At 70.2% G+C, this 18,173-nt stretch carries 16 protein-coding genes and 1 pseudogene; 11 read left to right on the forward strand and 6 right to left on the reverse strand.

Translation table 11 applies throughout. The features are described from left to right. Nucleotides 1-31 precede the first annotated feature (31 nt). The 4 genes from OIE12_RS13430 (at nt 32) to OIE12_RS13445 (ending at nt 3,172) form a co-directional block, all read left to right on the forward strand. A complete protein-coding gene (locus tag OIE12_RS13430) occupies nt 32-1,006 on the forward strand; it encodes a ribose-phosphate diphosphokinase (protein ID WP_329135043.1) in 975 nt (324 codons plus the stop codon). A 221-nt stretch (nt 1,007-1,227) separates the two neighbouring features. Further along, nucleotides 1,228-1,821 (forward strand): 50S ribosomal protein L25/general stress protein Ctc, encoded by a 594-nt coding sequence (locus OIE12_RS13435; RefSeq protein WP_329135046.1) that lies wholly within the window; start codon nt 1,228-1,230, stop codon nt 1,819-1,821. A 114-nt stretch (nt 1,822-1,935) separates the two neighbouring features. Then, entirely contained in the window at nt 1,936-2,541 is a 606-nt protein-coding gene (pth, locus tag OIE12_RS13440) for an aminoacyl-tRNA hydrolase (RefSeq protein ID WP_030377478.1), read from the forward strand. A 139-nt stretch (nt 2,542-2,680) separates the two neighbouring features. Further along, nucleotides 2,681-3,172 carry a hypothetical protein gene (locus tag OIE12_RS13445; protein WP_329135049.1) on the forward strand — a complete coding sequence of 164 codons (492 nt, stop codon included), beginning with the start codon at nt 2,681-2,683 and terminating at the stop codon, nt 3,170-3,172. 81 nt (nt 3,173-3,253) lie between these two features. Here the strand turns inward: OIE12_RS13445 and ppc are convergent, their stop codons facing one another. Continuing rightward, nucleotides 3,254-5,986, reverse strand: coding sequence for a phosphoenolpyruvate carboxylase (gene ppc, locus OIE12_RS13450; RefSeq protein WP_329135051.1), 2,733 nt, complete (start codon nt 5,984-5,986; stop codon nt 3,254-3,256). Nucleotides 5,987-6,272: 286 nt separating this feature from the next. On the opposite strand from ppc, the gene OIE12_RS13455 reads away from it, so the two are divergent. Both OIE12_RS13455 and OIE12_RS13460 read left to right on the forward strand, forming a co-directional pair. Next, entirely contained in the window at nt 6,273-7,283 is a 1,011-nt protein-coding gene (locus tag OIE12_RS13455; RefSeq protein ID WP_329135053.1) for an acyl-CoA desaturase, read from the forward strand. Further along, complete coding sequence (locus tag OIE12_RS13460; protein ID WP_329135055.1) at nt 7,280-7,957, forward strand: TetR/AcrR family transcriptional regulator; 678 nt, start codon at nt 7,280-7,282, stop codon at nt 7,955-7,957. The genes OIE12_RS13455 and OIE12_RS13460 overlap by 4 nt, the downstream gene beginning before the upstream one ends. Here the strand turns inward: OIE12_RS13460 and OIE12_RS13465 are convergent. Then, nucleotides 7,887-9,245, reverse strand: a complete 1,359-nt coding sequence (locus OIE12_RS13465) for an MFS transporter (RefSeq protein ID WP_329135057.1) — start codon at nt 9,243-9,245, stop codon at nt 7,887-7,889. The genes OIE12_RS13460 and OIE12_RS13465 overlap by 71 nt on opposite strands. Then, nucleotides 9,242-9,907, reverse strand: a complete 666-nt coding sequence (locus tag OIE12_RS13470; protein WP_329135059.1) for an ArsR/SmtB family transcription factor — start codon at nt 9,905-9,907, stop codon at nt 9,242-9,244. Before OIE12_RS13470 ends, OIE12_RS13465 begins: the two co-directional genes overlap by 4 nt. 244 nt (nt 9,908-10,151) lie before the next feature. On the opposite strand from OIE12_RS13470, the gene OIE12_RS13475 reads away from it, so the two are divergent. Then, nucleotides 10,152-11,738, forward strand: coding sequence for a carbohydrate-binding protein (locus OIE12_RS13475; protein ID WP_329135061.1), 1,587 nt, complete (start codon nt 10,152-10,154; stop codon nt 11,736-11,738). 64 nt (nt 11,739-11,802) lie between these two features. On the opposite strand, the gene OIE12_RS13480 is transcribed toward OIE12_RS13475, so the two are convergent. After that, complete coding sequence (locus OIE12_RS13480; RefSeq protein WP_329135063.1) at nt 11,803-12,348, reverse strand: SDR family NAD(P)-dependent oxidoreductase; 546 nt, start codon at nt 12,346-12,348, stop codon at nt 11,803-11,805. Between OIE12_RS13480 and OIE12_RS13485 the strand changes: the two genes are divergently transcribed. Then, nucleotides 12,310-12,936: a TetR/AcrR family transcriptional regulator gene (locus OIE12_RS13485; RefSeq protein WP_329135065.1), complete on the forward strand. Its 627-nt coding sequence runs from the start codon at nt 12,310-12,312 to the stop codon at nt 12,934-12,936. The genes OIE12_RS13480 and OIE12_RS13485 overlap by 39 nt on opposite strands. Here OIE12_RS13485 and OIE12_RS13490 read toward each other — a convergent pair. Beyond that, the gene (locus OIE12_RS13490) at nt 12,917-13,153 is read right to left on the reverse strand and encodes a DUF397 domain-containing protein (protein ID WP_329135067.1); all 237 of its coding nucleotides are present in this window, start codon (nt 13,151-13,153) and stop codon (nt 12,917-12,919) included. The genes OIE12_RS13485 and OIE12_RS13490 overlap by 20 nt on opposite strands. After that, entirely contained in the window at nt 13,150-14,022 is an 873-nt protein-coding gene (locus tag OIE12_RS13495) for a helix-turn-helix domain-containing protein (protein WP_329135069.1), read from the reverse strand. The genes OIE12_RS13490 and OIE12_RS13495 overlap by 4 nt, the downstream gene beginning before the upstream one ends. 484 nt (nt 14,023-14,506) lie before the next feature. Between OIE12_RS13495 and OIE12_RS13500 the strand changes: the two genes are divergently transcribed. The 3 genes and pseudogenes from OIE12_RS13500 (at nt 14,507) to OIE12_RS13510 (ending at nt 18,169) form a co-directional block, all read left to right on the forward strand. Continuing rightward, nucleotides 14,507-15,235, forward strand: a complete 729-nt coding sequence (locus tag OIE12_RS13500; protein WP_329135071.1) for an ATP-binding protein — start codon at nt 14,507-14,509, stop codon at nt 15,233-15,235. Nucleotides 15,236-15,312: 77 nt separating this feature from the next. Beyond that, nucleotides 15,313-15,705, forward strand: a pseudogene (locus OIE12_RS13505) (hypothetical protein). Nucleotides 15,706-16,240: 535 nt separating this feature from the next. Beyond that, complete coding sequence (locus OIE12_RS13510; protein WP_329135073.1) at nt 16,241-18,169, forward strand: GMC family oxidoreductase; 1,929 nt, start codon at nt 16,241-16,243, stop codon at nt 18,167-18,169. Nucleotides 18,170-18,173: the final 4 nt, after the last annotated feature.

The following is an 18,173-nucleotide window of genomic DNA, read 5'->3' on the forward strand; positions in this document are numbered from 1 at the left end:
CCAGCTGTGACACCTCTGAGGAGACTGTGCTGTGACCGGGATCAAGACGACCGGCGAGAAGAAGTTGATGTTCTTCTCCGGCCGCGCCCACCCCGAGCTTGCCGAGGAGGTCGCCCAGCAGCTGGGTGTCGGGGTCGTCCCGACGAAGGCCTTCGACTTCGCCAATGGCGAGATCTATGTCCGTTATCAGGAGTCGGCGCGCGGTGCGGACTGTTTCCTGATCCAGAGCCACACGGCGCCGATCAACAAGTGGATCATGGAGCAGTTGATCATGATCGACGCGCTGAAGCGGGCGTCGGCGCGCTCGATCACGGTCATCGTGCCGTTCTACGGTTACGCGCGGCAGGACAAGAAGCACCGCGGGCGTGAACCGATCTCGGCGCGTCTGATCGCGGATCTGATGAAGACGGCGGGCGCGGACCGGATCCTGACCGTGGATCTGCACACGGACCAGATCCAGGGCTTCTTCGACGGCCCGGTCGACCACCTGTTCGCGCTGCCGCTGCTGGCGGACTACGTGGGCCGCAAGGTGGACCGGGCGAAGCTGACGGTGGTCTCGCCGGACGCCGGCCGGGTGCGGGTGGCGGACCGGTGGTGCGACCGGCTGGGCGCGCCGCTGGCGATCGTGCACAAGCGGCGCGACAAGGACGTGGCGAACCAGGTCACGGTCCACGAGGTCGTCGGTGATGTGAAGGGCCGTATCTGCGTCCTGGTGGACGACATGATCGACACCGGCGGGACGATCTGCGCCGCGGCGGACGCGCTGTTCGCGCACGGTGCGGAGGACGTCATCGTGACGGCGACGCACGGTGTGCTGTCGGGTCCGGCGGCGGACCGGCTGAAGAACTCGAAGGTGAGCGAGTTCGTGTTCACGGACACGCTGCCGACGCCGAACGAGCTGGAGCTGGACAAGATCACGGTGCTGTCGATCGCGCCGACGATCGCGCGTGCGGTGCGCGAGGTGTTCGAGGACGGTTCGGTGACGAGCCTGTTCGACGAGCAGTGAGGTTTCTGCGGCTGCCGCGCACGCGGTAGTGCGTGATCGTTTTGGGTGCGGCCTCCCCCGCCGAGTAGACTGCCCGAGTTGCTCGGCGAGGGAGGCCGTCCGCGTGTGCGTCGCACATGCGTACGACTGTCCGTTATCGACGCGCTCTTCGTAGCAGGCCGTTCGTGGCCGGGTGACCGACTGTTTTCCGTCACCGTCTTCCACTACGAGGAGTGATCATCATGTCCGAGGTGAAGCTCGCCGCCGCCAAGCGCACCGAGTTCGGCAAGGGTGCCGCCCGCCGCATCCGCCGCGAGGACAAGGTTCCGGGCGTGCTCTACGGGCACGGTTCGGACCCGGTGCACCTGACCCTCCCGGGCCACGAGCTGCTGCTGGCGCTGCGTACCCCCAACGTTCTGATCGCGCTGGACATCGAGGGTGCGGGCCAGGAGCTGGCCATCCCGAAGTCGGTGCAGCGCGACCCGATCAAGGGTTTCCTGGAGCACGTCGACCTGCAGCTCGTGAAGCGGGGCGAGAAGGTCAACGTCGAGATCTTCGTGCACACCGAGGGTGAGCTGGCCCCGGGCGGCAACCTGCTGGAGCACGTGCTGAACGCGCTGCCGGTCGAGGCCGAGGCCACGCACATCCCCGAGTCGGTCACCGTGTCGATCGAGGGCCTGGAGGCCGGCGCCTCCATCCTCGCCAAGGACATCACCCTCCCGTCCGGCACCAAGCTGGCCGTGGAGGAGGACACCGTGGTGCTGCAGGTCCTGGCCGCGCAGGCCGAGGAGTCCGCGGAGGGCGAGGGCGAGGGCGACGAGGCCGCCGAGGCCTGAGCCACGGCTTCCGCCTGACGTCGTCGTGTGCGCCGGCCGCTGTTCCCTCACGGGGCAGCGGCCGTCGCGCGTCCGCACCCGCACCTCATATCCGCATCCGCAGCGCAAGGAGAGATGGACGTGACGACCGACGAGGCCGCCGCACCGTGGCTGATCGCGGGCCTGGGCAATCCGGGGCCGGAGTACGCCATGAACCGGCACAACGTGGGGTTCATGGTGGCGGAGCTGCTGGCCGGGCGGATGGGGGGCCGGTTCAAGCGGGCCGGCCGGGCGCAGGCGCAGGTGGTGGAGGGGCGGATGGGTCCGCCCGGTCCGGGCAGCCGGCGGGTGGTGCTGGCGAAGCCGATGTCGTACATGAACCTGTCGGGCGGCCCGGTCAACGCGCTGCGGGAGTTCTACAAGGTGCCGCTGTCGCACGTGGTGGCGGTCCATGACGAGCTGGACATCGACTACGGGGTGCTGCGGCTGAAGCTGGGCGGCGGGGACAACGGGCACAACGGGCTGAAGTCGATGACGAAGGCGATGGGGGCGCAGTACCACCGGGTGCGGTGCGGGATCGGGCGGCCGCCGGGGCGGATGCAGGTGGCGGACTTCGTACTGAAGGACTTCTCCTCGTCGGAGCGCAAGGAGCTGGACTGGTTCGTGGACCGGGCGGCGGACGCGGTGGAGGCGTTGGTGACGGAGGGTCTGGAGCGGGCGCAGAACACCTACAACTCGTGAGTCGGCCCGTCCCCTTCGCGGTGCGGCCCGTGTCCCGCGCGGGGTGACCGGCGCCACTGGTGCCGTGAACGCGTACAACTCGTGACTTGTCTCCTTCGCGAGTTGACCGGGTGTGCGGGCATGGCCAAGGATCTCGGCCATGCCTTCTGCCGCCGCCGCATCGTCCCGGGGCTCCGTGGCGCTGCGGTTCGGGCAGCGTGCGCTGATGGTCGTGGTGACCGCCCTGATTCTGGTGGGCGGGGTGTGGGGGTCGTGGGGGACGGCGCAGTACGTGGTGCTCACCAAGGGGCGTGAGCGGGGGACGGTCGAGGTGGCGGACTGTTCGCGGGACACGTGCACGGGGCCGTACCGGCCGGTGTCGGCGGGGTCGGTGGCGCGCGCCAGGGTCCGGCTGGACACGTCGGTGGGTGTGCGCACGGGCGAGGTGCTGACCGTCGTGGTGAAGCCGGGCACGGACGAGGTGGTGCGCTCCGGTCCGGCCGGGATGCTGTACGCGTGGCTGCCGCTGGCGGGTGCGCTGATGCTGGCCGGGGTCGTGGTGGCGGGCGGGCTGCGCATGCGGCGTACGGCGTGGGCGATGGGCGGCACGGGACTCGTGCTGGTGACGGCGGCGTTCGTCGCCCTCCAGTAGCCGCGGCGGACACGGAACACGGCGGTGCCCCGGCATGACGTGCATGCCGGGGCACCGCCGTGCCCGGTGACTACGGCCGGGTCAGCCGGTGTTGCGCAGGCCTGCGGCGACACCGTTGACGGTGAGGAGCAGGGCGCGGCCGAGCAGCGGGTCGGGTTCCTGGCCGGCCTCGGCGGCGTCGCGCTGGCGCTTGAGGAGGGCGACCTGGAGGTAGGAGATCGGGTCGAGGTAGGCGTCGCGGATGGCGAAGGTCTGCTTGAGGACGGGCTGGGCGTCGAGGAGTTCCTCGCCGCCGGTGATGTTCAGAACCTCGGCGACGGTGAGTTCGTGTTCGGCCTTGATGACGTCGAAGACGTGCTTGAGGTGGTCGGGCACGAGGGTGTCGACGTAGTGCTGGGCGATCCGCAGGTCGGTCTTGGCCAGCGTCATCTCGACGTTGGAGATGAAGTTGCGGAAGAAGTGCCACTGTTCGTGCATCTCGGCGAGCACGGTGTCCAGGCCCGCCTCGCGCAGGGCCTTCAACCCCGATCCCACACCGAACCAGCCGGGGACGATCTGGCGGGACTGGGTCCAGCCGAACACCCAGGGGATGGCGCGCAGTCCGTCGAGGGAGACGCCGGAGCCGGGGCGGCGGGAGGGCCGGGAGCCCAGGTGCAGGTCGGCGAGCTGGTCGACGGGGGTGGAGGCAAGGAAGTAGGCCGGCAGCCCGGGGTCCTCGACCAGTGCGCGGTAGGCGGCGTGGGCGGCGTCGGAGACGACGTCCATGGCGGCGTCCCAGCGGGCGAGGGCCTCGACGGACTGGCGGGGCGCGGTGTGCAGGGCGGAGGCCTGCAGGGTGGCGGCGACGGTGAGTTCGAGGTTCTCCCTGGCCAGGGAGGGGATGAGGTACTTGTCGGAGATGACCTCGCCCTGTTCGGTGACCTTGATCTCGCCCTCCAGGGTGCCCCAGGGCTGGGCGAGGATGGCGTCGTGGGTGGGGCCGCCGCCGCGGCCGACGGTGCCGCCGCGGCCGTGGAAGAGGCGCAGCCGTACGCCGTAGCGGTGGGCGACGTCGCGGAGCCGGCGCTGGGCGCGGTGGATCTCCCACTGGCTGGTGGTGATGCCGCCGAACTTGGAGGAGTCGGAGTAGCCGAGCATGACCTCCTGGACGTCGCCGCGCAGCGCGACGAGGCGCCGGTAGGACGGGTCGGAGAGCATGTCCTCGAGGATGGTGTCGGCGGCCTTGAGCTCGTCGGTGGTCTCCAGGAGGGGCACGATGCCGATCTTGGCCCAGCCGGCGTGGAGGTCCATGAGGCCGGCCTCGCGGGCGAGGACGGCGGCGGCGAAGACGTCCTCGGCGCCGCGGCACATGGAGATGATGTAGGACTCGATGACCTCGGGGCCGAAGACCTCCAGGGCGCGCTTGATGGTGAGGAAGACGCCGAGGGTCTTCTCGCCGGCGGCGTCGAGGGGGGCGGGGGTGGGGCCGAGGGGGCGGCGGGAGCGGAGTTCCTTGGCGAGCAGCTTGGCGCGGTAGTCGCGCGGCATGTCGGCGTAGCGCCAGGACTCCTCGCCGAGTCGGTCGAACATCTGGCCGAGGGCGTGGTGGTGGGCGTCGGCGTGTTCGCGGACGTCCATGGTGGCGAGCTGGAGGCCGAAGGCGGCGAGGGTGCGGATGGTGCGGTTCATCCGGCCGTCGGCGAAGAGGGCGCCGCGGTGGGCGCGCAGGGATTCCTGGACGACGGTGAGGTCGCGCAGGAGTTCGGTGGTGCCGAGGTAGTCGCGGCCGTCCTCGTGGGGGGTGCCCTTGGCGAGGCGCTGCTTGGTGTTCTCCAGCTTCTGCCGGATGCAGGTGGCCTTGAGGCGGTAGGGCTCCTCGGCGTTGAGGCGCTTGTAGCGGGGGCTGATCTCGGGGAGCCGGTCGAGGTCGGCCTTGAGGGAGTCGAGGAGTTCCTCGGTGGCGCCGGTGTATCTGATGGAGTTGGAGAGGAAGCCGCGCAGCTCGTCGATGGTCTCCAGTGCGTCGTTGATGCCGTGTTCGTGCTGGAGGATGAGGACGTCCCAGGTCACGTCGGGGGTGACGTTGGGGTTGCCGTCGCGGTCGCCGCCGATCCAGGTGCCGAAGGTGAGCGGGCGGGTGCCGTCGGGGACCTTGAAGCCGACGCGCTCCAGTTCGGCGGTGAGGTCCTCCAGGACGTCGCCGACGGCGCCCGCGTGGAGTTCGTCGAGGTAGTAGATGGCGTTGCGGGCCTCGTCGGTGGGCTCGGGGTGGACGACGCGGAGTTCGTCGGTCTGCCAGACGAGGTCGATGTTCTCGGCCAGCCGGGTGTCGTAGCGGCGGCGGTCGGACTCGATGACCGGGGTCTCCAGGAGCGCGGCGATGCGCCGGAGCTTGTTGAGGACGGAGCGGCGGGCGGCCTCGGTGGGGTGCGCGGTGAAGACGGGGCGCACGTTGAGGTTGGCCACGGTCTCGCGCACGTGCTCGGGGTCGGCGTCCTTGAGCCGGTCGGCGGTGCGGGAGAGCAGGCCGCCCTCGGCGGCGCGGCGGGCGCGCAGTTCGCGGCCGCGGTGGACCTGTTCGGTGACGTTGGCGAGGTGGAAGTAGGTGGAGAAGGCGCGCACCAGCTTGGCGGCGGTCTCCAGTTCGGTGCCACGCAGCAGTTCGGCCGCGGCCTCGCCGTCCTCGCGGGTCAGCCTGCGGACCCGTTCGACCAGTTCCAGCAGCTCGGGGCCCTCCTGGCGGACGAGGGTCTCACCCAGGAGGTCACCCAGTCGCCGGATGTCGGCGCGCAGTTCGTTGTTCGTGGTCGCGGTCTGTTCGTCGGCACTGCTCACAGGTGCGGCTCCTTGCAGTGTTGAAGCTCGTCTGGAGGGAACCCGGGGCCGGGCCGGGCGGCTGGACCGCTTCGGCGGCCGGGCATCCGGGCAGGAAGTCAGAGCGGACCACGCTGTCCGACCGAATCCAAGGATAGGTGTCCATGCGGACGCGCAGACTGTTGGGCTCTTGCCGCCGGGTGACGCGCTGCCATACTTACGTTGCCGTAGGTTACGGAACCGTAGGAAAACCTGCGCCCCGCCCCCCGGCACCTGTCACGATCCTCGACCCCCCAGGGGACGCTGTATGACCACAAGTTCCGACGTGATCGGCGACGCACCGCAGCCGTCGCCCGACTCCCCCCTCCCGTCCGCCACTCTCGGTGGCGAGCAGAAGCGTTCGATCGAGCAGATCACGCTGCTCCTCTTCATCACCGTTCCGTTCCTGGCCCTGGTGGCGGCCGTGCCGCTGGCCTGGGGCTGGGGCGTGAGCTGGCTCGACATCGGGCTGCTGGTCTTCTTCTACTACCTCGGATGCCACGGCATCACCATCGGTTTCCACCGCCACTTCACGCACGGCTCGTTCAAGGCGAAACGTCCGCTGAAGATCGCGCTGGCGATCGCCGGCTCGATGGCGGTGGAAGGACCGCTGGTGCGGTGGGTGGCCGACCACCGCAGGCACCACAAGTTCTCCGACGCCGAGGGAGACCCCCACTCGCCCTGGCGGTACGGCGAGACGGTCCCGGCGCTGATGAAGGGCCTGGTCTGGGCGCACATCGCCTGGATGTTCGACGAGGAGCAGACCCCGCAGGACAAGTACGCACCGGATCTGATCAAGGACCCGGCGCTGCGGGCGGTCTCCCGCCAGTTCGTGCTGTGGACGGTGCTGTCGCTGGCGCTGCCGGCGCTGATCGGCGGTCTGGTGACGATGTCCTGGTGGGGTGCGGCCACGGCGTTCTTCTGGGGTTCACTCGTCCGGGTGGCGTTGCTGCACCACGTGACCTGGTCGATCAACTCGATCTGTCACGCGGTGGGCAAGCGGCCCTTCAAGTCCCGTGACCGCTCCGGGAACGTGTGGTGGCTGGCGGTGCTGTCCTGCGGCGAGTCCTGGCACAACCTGCACCACGCCGACCCGACCTCCGCGCGCCACGGTGTGATGCGCGGGCAGCTGGACTCCTCGGCGCGGATCATCCGCTGGTTCGAACAGCTCGGCTGGGCGTACGACGTGCGGTGGCCGTCACGCTCGCGTATCGATTCCAAGCGGAACTCCGGGGAAGGCCGCGCCCGGCGCAAGGAGGAGACCGCGCAGGCGGCATGATGGTCGCCGTGGCGACCGACACGAGCAGCACCTCCAGCAATGAGAAGCCGCGGCGGCCGCGCCGCACCCGGATGACCGGTGCGGAGCGCCGCCAGCAGCTGCTCGAGATCGGCCGCACGCTGTTCGCCGCGAAGGGGTTCGAGGGCACGTCGGTGGAGGAGATCGCGGCGAAGGCCGGGGTGTCCAAGCCGGTGGTGTACGAGCACTTCGGCGGCAAGGAGGGCCTGTACGCGGTGGTCGTCGACCGCGAGATGCGGCGGTTGCTCGACATGGTCACCGGCTCGCTGACCGCCGGCCATCCGCGCGAACTCCTCGAACAGGCAGCGTTCGCGCTCCTCGACTACATCGAGGAGTTCACGGACGGCTTCCGGATCCTGGTCCGCGACTCCCCCATCCCCCAGTCGACGGGTTCGTTCGCCTCGCTGATCTCGGACATCGCCACGAAGGTGGAGGACATCCTGGGCCGCGAGTTCAAGAGCCGCGGCTTCGACCCGAAGCTGGCCCCGCTGTACGCGCAGGCCCTGGTCGGCATGGTGGCGCTGACCGGCCAGTGGTGGCTGGACGTCCGCCGCCCCAAGAAGTCCGAGGTCGCCGCCCATCTGGTCAACCTGGCGTGGCACGGCCTGGACGGTCTGGAACCGAAACCGCGGCTGATAGGCCACCGGAAGAACTGACGGCCGCCTCGCCGCCGGGCCGGTCCATCTCCCGCCATTCCGGGCGCAGTCCGGCCAGGCCCGTGGTGAGCAGGTACACGGTGCCCGAGACGAGCAGCACCGGGACGAGCCCGGCGGCGGCCACCGCCGCCCCGGCGAGCAGCCCGCCGAGCGGGATCCCGGCCCAGGCCAGCGAGTCGCCGAGGGCGCGGACCCGGCCCAGCAGGTGCCGCGGCACCCGCTCGAAGAGGACGGCGCCGAGCACCGGGTTGACGAACCCCATCCCGAAGCCGCCGACGGCGAAGACGGCCACCGCCACTCCCAGCGGGACGTCGCAGGCGAGCACCAGGAACCTCGGCACCCCGCCCAGCAGGAACCCCGTGAAGAACACCATCCGGCGCCGCAGCCGGTGCGCGGCCATCGCGGCGATCAGGCTGCCGCCGACGGCGGCGGCCCCCATCGCGCTGCCGAGCAGGCCGAGCGCGGCGGGCCCGTTCCCGGACGACTTGGCCCACACCGGCAGCAGCACCGTGGCGAACGCCGCGTCCAGCAGGTTGGTGATCCCCACCGTGACGACGACGGTGAGCAGCAGCGGCTCGCGGCGCAGAAAGGCCAACCCCTCGCCGAACCGCTGCCAGTAGCCCGGTTCCGCCGTCCCCGGCGGCGGGGCCCCGGCCGCCGCGCGCCCCGTGCCTCGGGGCAGTATGACGGCGATGATCACCGAGCCGAGCGCGAAGCAGCCGGCGTTGACGACGAGCCCCGCCAGCGGGCCGAGCAGGGCGACGAGCCCGCCGCCGGCCGCCGGACCGAGGGTGGAGGCCAGCCGCTCGGTCACACCCGACAGCCCGGTCGCCCGCACCAGCGGCACCCCGCCGCGCTCGGCCGCCTCCGGGACCATGACCTCCTTCGCCAGGTCGCCGGGGCCGCGCACGGCGCCGATCACCGCGACGAGCACCAGCAGCAGCGGGAAGGACAGCAGGTGCAGGGCGTGGCAGACGGGCACGGCGACGGCGGCGGTCGCGCTGGCCAGGTCGGTGGTCCAGGACACGGTCCGCGGTCCGGCCCGGTCGACCAGCGGCCCGGTGAGCGCCTTGACCAGGACGTAGGGGGCCATCTCGCAGAACGCCACGAGCCCGGTCCGGGTGGCGCTGCCGGTGGTGACGAGGACGAACCAGGGCAGGGCCACGGCGGAAATCCGGGTGCCGGTCAGCGACACGGCCATGGCGGCGAGCACGCCGCCGAGCGCGCGCGGGGAGCGCCTGCCGGGCAGGGGACCGGCGGCCGGGATGCCGGGGGCGTGCCCCGTCATGACGGTCGCGTCCCGGTGGTCTCCTCCGGCCCGCCGGGGCCGTCCGGGCCGTCCGCCGGGGCGGGCGCGTCGAGTTCGGGCAGCAGCTGCGTGACGACGGTGACCCGCTCGGCGCCCTCGGGGGCGCGCGCCGCCGCCTCGGGCCCGTCCGTGCGGTAGCGGGCGACGACGGCCCTGAACTCCCCGCGCAGGGCGAGGGCCTCCTCGGGCGTGAGCCGCAGCACCCAGTCGCTCATGTCGAAGGTGTCCCGCCAGGGCCGGGGCATCGTCCGGAGTTCGTCGAGCGTCTGCTGGGTGCGCAGGGTGTGGGCGGAGGCCACGGACTGCAGATACGTCAGGGTCGCCTCGGGCTCGCGGTCGGCCAGGCCGGCGTCGTTGAGCTCCGTCGTCCGGTGCACGGCACGCCACCAGCGCTCCCGTGCGTTGCCGCGCTCCGCGTCCTCCTCGACGAACCCGGCCGCGCCGAGCCGCCGCAGGTGATAACTGGCCGTCCCGGAGTTGACGCCGAGGCGCTCCGCGAGCCGGGTGGCCGTGGAGGGCCCGTACCGGCGCAGCACCCCGACCAACTGCACACGCAACGGATGCGCCAGGGCACGCAGCCCCCGGGCATCGAGAACAACGGCGTCCGGACCGGCGCCCGGCTCCTCACTGATGTCGGCCATGGCAGCACTGTAGACCGCAAAGAGTTCTTCGCAAAGGGTTCTTCGCAAAGAGTCCTCTGTGGAAGAAACTCCGCGCCCGCAGGGAGCCGGCAGGGTGCCCCCTCAGCTTGTTTGTTCAGTCTGCTGAATATCAATCACCTACGCGACCCTTGACACTCCCACTCCCCCGTCTCTAGCTTCGCTTGCGGAAAGCGCTTTCTCCTACTGTCGAAGCCTGCCGCAACCCCCACCTGGAGGCAAGACCATGCCCCAGCACATGAGAACCGCGCTCGCGTGTGCGAGCCTGCTGGCCGGTGCGCTCGTCGCACTGTCCGGCAACCCCGCACAGGCCGCCACCAGCCGTTACGAGGCCGAGGGCGGCTCGGCGTCCTGCACCGGCACCCTCGACTCCGACTGGACCGGATACTCCGGCAGCGGATTCTGCAACGGCACGAACACCTCCGGCGCCGCCCTCCAGTTCACCGTCAACGCCTCCGCCGCGGGCACCGCGACCCTCGGCGTCCGGTACGCCAACGGGACGACCACCGCGCGGCCCGCGGACATCAGCGTGAACGGGACGGCCGCCGGTTCCGCCTCCTTCGGCGGCACGGGCGCCTGGGACACCTGGGCCACGAAGACGCTCACCGTCCCCGTGAAGGCCGGCAGCAACACCGTCCGGCTCAGCCCCACCACCTCCGGCGGACTGCCCAACGTCGACTACCTCGACGTCGACATCCAAGCCGACGACGGTGACGACGGCGGTACGACCACCCCGCCCGCCTCCGGCGCGCTCTACGTCGCCCCCGGCGGCAGCGACGGCGCCGCCGGCACCGAGTCGGACCCGACCACCCTCACCTCCGCAATCGGCCGCGTCTCCTCCGGTGGGACCATCTACCTGCGCGGCGGCACGTACGACTACGCGCAGACCGTCACCATCCCGCAGGGCAACGACGGCACGTCGAGCGCCCGCACCACCCTGTCCGCCTACCCGGGCGAGACCCCCGTCCTCGACTTCTCGGCGCAGAGCGAAAGTTCCGCCAACCGGGGTCTTGCCGTCAACGGCTCGTACTGGCACGTCTACGGCCTCGTCGTCGAACACGCCGGCGACAACGGCATCTTCGTCGGCGGCAGCGACAACGTCATCGAGCGGACGGTGACCCGCTACAACCACGACACCGGGCTCCAGCTCTCGCGCATCTCCTCCAGCACGCCCGAGGACGAGTGGCCCTCGGACAACCTCGTCATCAGCGCCGAGTCGCACGACAACGCGGACTCCGACGGCGAGGACGCGGACGGGTTCGCCGCGAAGCTGACGGTCGGGACGGGCAACGTCTTCCGGTACGACGTCTCCCACAACAACATCGACGACGGGTGGGACCTCTACACCAAGGACGAGACGGGGCCGATCGGTCCCGTCACGATCGAGGACTCCCTGTCGTACGACAACGGCACGCTCAGCGACGGGACGCAGAACACGAGCGGTGACCGCAACGGGTTCAAGCTCGGCGGCGACGACATCGCCGTCAACCACGTCGTGCGGCGCAACATCGCCTACGGCAACGGGCACCACGGGTTCACGTACAACAGCAACCCGGGGTCGATGACGGTGTCGGACAACGTCAGCATCGACAACGCGGAGCGGAACTTCTCCTTCGACAAGGGGTCGTCGGTGTTCCGCGACAACACCTCGTGCCGGTTCGACGTGGACGGGTCGAACGACAAGACGGTCGGGGACGCGGACGGTTCGAACCAGTTCTGGACCGGGTCGAACGGGTCGCGGTGCGCCTCGTACGACGGGAAGCTGGGGTGGTCGTTCGGATCGGACGGCAGCCTGGACGTGACGTTCGGCTGACGGAACTTCCGGGGGCGGTGAGGGGTTTCACCTCCCGCCGCCCCCCGTTCGGCGCGCACGGCGGTCAGCCGGGGGCGATCCGGCTGAGCCGCTCCCGGGCCCGGTACAGCTCCTCCCGGGCCCGACCCACTTCCATGACCTGGTCGAAGGACTGGTTGCCGACGATCAGCCGCCGGGGCGGGTCCGGCAGCCCGGCCAGCTGCATGATCACCGGGGCGGCGGTCTCCGGCGCCGGACCGGCCTCGTCACCCCACATCGCCGCCATCTCGGTGCGCAGGGACTCGTACTCGGGCAGGGGTTCCGTGGCCGTCGTACCGGCCGTGAACAGGCCGGTGTCGTACCCGCCCATCTGCACGTTGGTGACCTTGACGCCGAACCCGGCGGCCTCCATCGCGAGGGCGTCGGTGACGGAGTTCAGCGCGGACTTGCCCGCCCCGTAGAACCCGACGGTGGCCATGCAGGCGCCGGTACCCATCGAGGTGACCTGGAGGAGCCGTCCACCGCCCTGGGCTCGCAGGAGCGGGAGCACCGCCTGGGCGACCCACACGGCGCCGAAGAAGTTGACGTCCAGATGGGCCCGGATCTGCTCCTCGGTGGCCTCCTCGACCATGCCGTAAAGCACCACTCCCGGCGCAAGGAACGGTCCCGGCAGGCGATCCTCGCGGCGACGCGCGCCCTGGTCGCGGAGGAGCCGTACGAGAAGGTGACGGTCGAGGCGATCGCCGCGCGGGCCGGCGTCGGCAAGCAGACGATCTACCGGCGGTGGCCGTCGAAGAGCGCGGTCGTCTTCGCGGCCGTACTGGCGCTGAGCAAGGGCGCGGACGGGCAGGCGCTCGCGCTGCCGGACACGGGGGACGTCGAGGCGGACCTCAAGGCGGTGCTGCGCGCCACGGCGGAGGAGTTCTCCGACCCGGCCTTCGACAGGCTCATCCGCGCGCTGACCACCGAGATCGCCAACGACGCGGCGCTGGCGGCCGAGTACCGCGAGAAGCTGGCCGCGCCGCTGGACGAGGCGAAGAAGGCACGCCTGCGCAGCGCGCAGGCAGCCGGCCAACTCTCCCCCGACGCCGACCTCGACCTGCTCCTCGAAGTCCCCTACGCCCCCCTCACCCAACGCTGGCTCCACCGCAGCGCGCCGCTGACGTCGGCATACGCGGACGCACTGGTCGAGGCGACGCTCAGGGCGTTCGCGCCTTGACCGGGTCTTCCCCGCGTACGACACCCTCCACGAACGTGGCGAAAGCGTCGGCGGAGAAGGTGAGCGTGCCGCCCCAGGGGCGCTTCGAATCGCGTACGGCGACCCGGTCGTGGAGGTCGGCGACCTCCAGGCACTCATTGCCCTCGCCACCGCTGTAGCTGCTCTTGAACCAGGTCCCGGCAGGCGGGCCGGCGAGGGAAGCGGCTATGTCGGTCATGAGGACAGCTCCTGTCTTGCTTCGGTGATCAGTCGCAACGAGGCCGTGGCGTCAGCAGCCTGTGAGCGAAGGTAGTCGAACGTCAACTTGTAGGCGCCCACGTCCTCCGGGTCGTCCAGATAGAGCCCACGACGGCGCATCTCGATGTAGACGACAGCCATGGAGTTGAGCGGTTCCCGCTCGTCGTCCCTTCCGAGGACGACGAAGTGGCCCGCTCCGGCGGCGTGGGCTCCCGCCGTGAACGGAAGCACCTGCACATCGACATTGGGGCGCCCGGCAGCCTCGCGAAGGTGTGTCAACTGCCGGGCCATGACGCCGTTGTCCCCGACCGTCCTGCGCAACACCGCCTCGTCCAGGACCACCCATAGGTGCAGGGCCGGATCACGTCGGAGGATCTCCTGCCGCTTGATGCGAGCTTCCACCATTCGCTCGATCTCCGCGTTCGCGCTGCGGACTTCACGTGCCTGGTGGATGGCGAGGGCGTATTCCTCGGTCTGCAACAAACCTGGAATCACGGTGTTCGCGAACACGTGCTCGTAGGCCGCCGCGTTCTCGAAGGAGACGAGGGGATCCATCCAGTCCGGGACGGCACTGTTGCCGATCCACCATCCGTCCGCCTGCGACTTGGCGATGGCCACGAGGGCTTCCTGCTCCTGCCTGCTCGCACCACAGGCGTCGGTCAAGGCCTTGACCGTGGCCCATCGGATGCGTGCACGGTCCTGCCATGCCTCGTAGCGACTGACAGTGGTCGTGCTGACGCCGGCCCGTTCGGCGACCTGCGTCTGTGTCAGCCCGGAGCGCTCGCGCAACGCGACCAGTCCGCGAGCGATCTGCATGCGTCCGGCCGGCCCTGTCTGTGTGGCGGTCACGTCCCCGGCTCCTCTCCCCCGCGAGGTCGCTTCAGCTCCTCGCTTGTGCTCGTCCTGCCATTGCGCCGCGACTCTAGGCCGCGCCTGCACGCCTCGGACACGGATACGAAGCCTGTCACCCACACAAGTGAAAACCAGCAGCGGGGCATCCCTTCATGGGAATCCTATGAAAGTCTTCCCATGCAGTCGAAACCAGAGGAGTGAAGCGCATGAGCCGCCTCATGAGGAAGTTGATCCGCCGGCCGGTCAGGGGGAGCAACGCCCCCTCCGGACGCCACCGTGCGGGACGACGCCCGACCACACACGACACATTGCGTGCGCGGCAGCCGGAGTCCGTACCGTCGTACTCCACCCCCGCCCCGACCGTCCGCCACTGGTACGAGCCGCTCGACGGGGCCGCCAACCGGCTTGTGCGGCCTTACCTCACGGCGCATGAGCGTGGCGGCACGAGCCGCAGGTTCCCGGTCCGTGCGGGAGCCGTGGCGTGACCGGCGGGGTGCGGCTGTTGCCCTGGGTCGGTGCGCACGGGCAGCCCTGTCTGCTGCTGACCGACGGGGACGGGACCGTGTCCCGGTTCGCCGACCGGGTCGAGGACGTGCAGCTCCGCCTCGGCGAGCTGCTGCTCGGACGGACGCGGGAGTCACTCACCGTCGAGGGCGCACGCAACGCCCCCGCGCTCGTCGGCCAGTTGGCCGACGCTCTCGCGGACGCGCTGCTCATCGCGAGGTCGCGCGGGGCCCGCGCGGACGGAGGGCCGGTGCCCACGACGGGCTGTGGGCTCGCCGCACCACCACTCGCCTGTGTCCGGTTCTCCCTTCCCGGCGGCGACCTCGCCGCCGCGCCCGTCGCACGGCACCGCGTGCGCGAGGCGGCCAGGAGTTGGGGGCTGCCGGGCGCTGCGGCAGACGACCTGGAGACGATCACTGGGGAGCTCGTCGCCAACGCCCTGGAGCACAGCGGCAGCCACCGCATCAACGTGGCCTGCGCGCTCACCCCCGGCAGGGTCACCGTCGGCGTCACCGACGAGGGCCGGGGCGGCATGCCCGTCACGGCGGACCCGCAGCCGGATCCCGAGCGGGAGCACGGCCGCGGCCTGCTCCTCACCGCCGCCCTGTCCGCCCGCTGGGGCACCCACCGGGCAGCCGACGGCGCCCTGACAGTGTGGGCGGAACTCACCACCGAGCCGGCGGGGACGACGGGGCGGGCCACGTGACCCGCCCTGTACGGACACCGCCACGCCACCGCTCCCGGGACCGTACGAGGACCGCACCACCCGCACCGGAGGTTCCCGTGAGTGCTCAGCCGGACGGCCCCTACGGACCGCTGATTCCCATGCCGGAGCTGACGCCCGACGCGCTGCGGGCGGCGGTCGCCCGTATCGCCCCCAGCCGGGTGCCCGCGCTCACCCAGCACCTCTTCGAAGCCACGACAAACGCACAGCAGACGCAGAGCCTGGCACCGCTGCGGGCGTTCGTGCACTCGTGAGCCGTCTTCGTCGCCGTCGAACGGCACCCGCACCGAGCCGCCCGGCTGCGCGAGCTGGAACGGATCGTGGACAGCGGCACGGAGGACCCCTCCGACGCCATCGCGGAGATCCTCCGGATCCGGCGGGCGGCGGAGACAGAGGCGGGTCCGGCTTCCTCGCCGTGCCTCGCCACGAGTGCGTCTACGTGTGCAACGTGACCTGGTACGGCTGACTGGCCCGGCCCGTGGCGCTCCGCCTCGTCAAACGCACCCCCGGCGGCATGTACGGCGGCTCGGCCGGGGGCGATCCGGCTGAGCCGCTCCCAGGACCGGTACAGCTCCTCCCGGGCCGCCCGGCCTCAGGCGCCGCCACCGGCACGGAATTCCCCACGGCCAGAGGCCTCACTCGTCTGTGAGCCCAACTCACTTGTCCCATAAGCAGGTTGGAGTTGCTCACTGATTACGCCCGAACGATGGGTTTAACGAAGAGGTCCCCGCTGCGGTAGGGCCACATGACAGCGCCATATGCAAGCCTCGCAACGAGGCCCTTCCCGCGATCCCGGTGGATCCGCGAGTGGCGTCGGAAATGGTCGAGCACAAAACGGAGAGCGGTCCCGGCCGACGGCAATGGCGGGCCCTCGGAAACCATTAACCATTCGATCACCAACCGATCTGACGGCTGGTGGAATCTGTCACCGGGCTGTTCTGCCCGTAACCGGGGTGAGGTCAGGCCCGCACGCGAAAAGGGGTATCAATGACGTCCTACGACGATACGGACCCGGTGATCTTCCCAGCCGGTGCCGCGACCGGGACCAGCGCCGCAGAGGCCGCGACGGACACGTGGGACGCCGTCGTCGTCGGTGGTGGCATGGCGGGTTCCATCGTCGCCGAGCAGTTGGGCCGGGCGGGCTACAAGGTGGTGGTTCTCGAAGCCGGCCCCGGCAAGGACCTGGACCTCGCCGAGTACGAGTCGTACCTGTCACGGTTCTACGGCGCGGTCGTCAAGGACAACCAGTCTCCGTACCCGTTCAATCCGAACGCCCGGATGCCCAGGAGCACCGACACCATGCCGGTGCGTCCGGACACGCCCCGGGACGCCTTCTATCTCGTACAGAAGGACAAGTACTGCACGGACACCACCTTCACCCGGGTTCTCGGCGGCACCTCCATGCACTGGGAGGGAAAAGCGCTGCGCATGCTTCCCGAGGACTTCGACCTGCGAACCAAGTACGGCCAGGGTCTCAACTGGCCGCTCAGTTATGACGACCTGGAACCCTACTACCGGCAGGCCGAAGCCGAACTGGGCGTGGCCGCCGACGTCGAGGACCAGAAATACCTGGGAATGCATTTTCCGAAGGGATACGTGTTCCCGATGCACCGCATGCCGCCGTCCTATCTCGACCAGACGGTCGCCCGGGGCGTGGACGGCATGCGCGTCAACCTGGCGGACAACGATTACACACTCCGGGTCCGCAGCTTTCCGCAGGCCCGTAATGGCGTGCCGAACGCCGCGTACGACGGCGGCAAGGGCTTCGTCCCGGTCGGCGCGGTGAGCACGAGTCAGGCGGAAGAGGGCGAGCGCTGTCAGGGCAACACCAACTGCGTTCCGATCTGCCCCGTGCAGGCCAAATACCACGCGGGAAAGACGCTGGCCAAGGCGCTCGGCAAGGGCAACGTCAAGATCGTGACGCAGGCGGTCGCCTCCAAGGTCGAGATCGACGAGCACGACCAGCGGGTCACCGGGATCACCGTCAAGAAATACGCGGCGCTCGACTCCGAGCAGTACGAGACGTACACGGTGAAGGGCACCGTCTACATTCTCTGCGCGCACGCCATCGAGAACGCCCGGCTCATGCTGGCCTCCGGCATGCAGCGGATGAGCCGCAGCCAGTTGATCGGCCACAACCTGATGGACCACGCGTACCTGCTGTCCTGGGGCCTGCTGCCCAAGCCGGCCGGCACGATGCGCGGCACCTCGTGCACGAGCGGGATCACCGATCTGCGCGGCGGGCGGTTCCGCCGGACCCAGGCCGGATTCGGCGTGGACATCCACAACGACGGCTGGGGGTGGGCGACCGGCTCGCCCTACACGGACCTGGTCGAACTCGTGGACAAGCGGAACCTGCGCGGGCCGGAGTTGCGCAGGACACTCGGGAACCAGATCTCCCGTCAGCTGCTGCTGGCCTTCATGATCGACCTGCTGCCCGAGAGGAGCAACAGGGTCACCGTGGACGAGCGGTACAAGGACGCCCTCGGCAATCCGAAGCCGGTCGTGTCGCTCAAGATCCCGCCCTACACCATGCGGGGCGCCGCGTTCGCCCGCAAGCTCGCGACCGACATCTTCGAGAAGCTCGGCGCCGAGGACCGGACCAGGTACGACAAGGACCGCTACAGCGCCGTCGAGCACGAAGGCCACTGGTACAACATCGTGGGCGGCAACCACCTGGCCGGCACCCACATCATGGGGACCGACCCGGCGAACTCCGTGGTCGACCACACCCAGCACTCGTGGGACCACGAGAACCTCTACCTGGTCGGGCCCGGCAGCATGCCCTCGATCGGGACGTCCAACATCAGCCTGACCATGGCAGCGCTCGCCTTCCGCAGTGCGGCCCACATCGTCAGGCACCTGCGTGCCGCCAAGGCGCCGGCCGTCGTCCGCGGTCCGCAGGCGAACGGCTGACAGT

This window comes from Streptomyces sp. NBC_00670 (assembly GCF_036226765.1).
GTDB lineage: Bacteria > Actinomycetota > Actinomycetes > Streptomycetales > Streptomycetaceae > Streptomyces.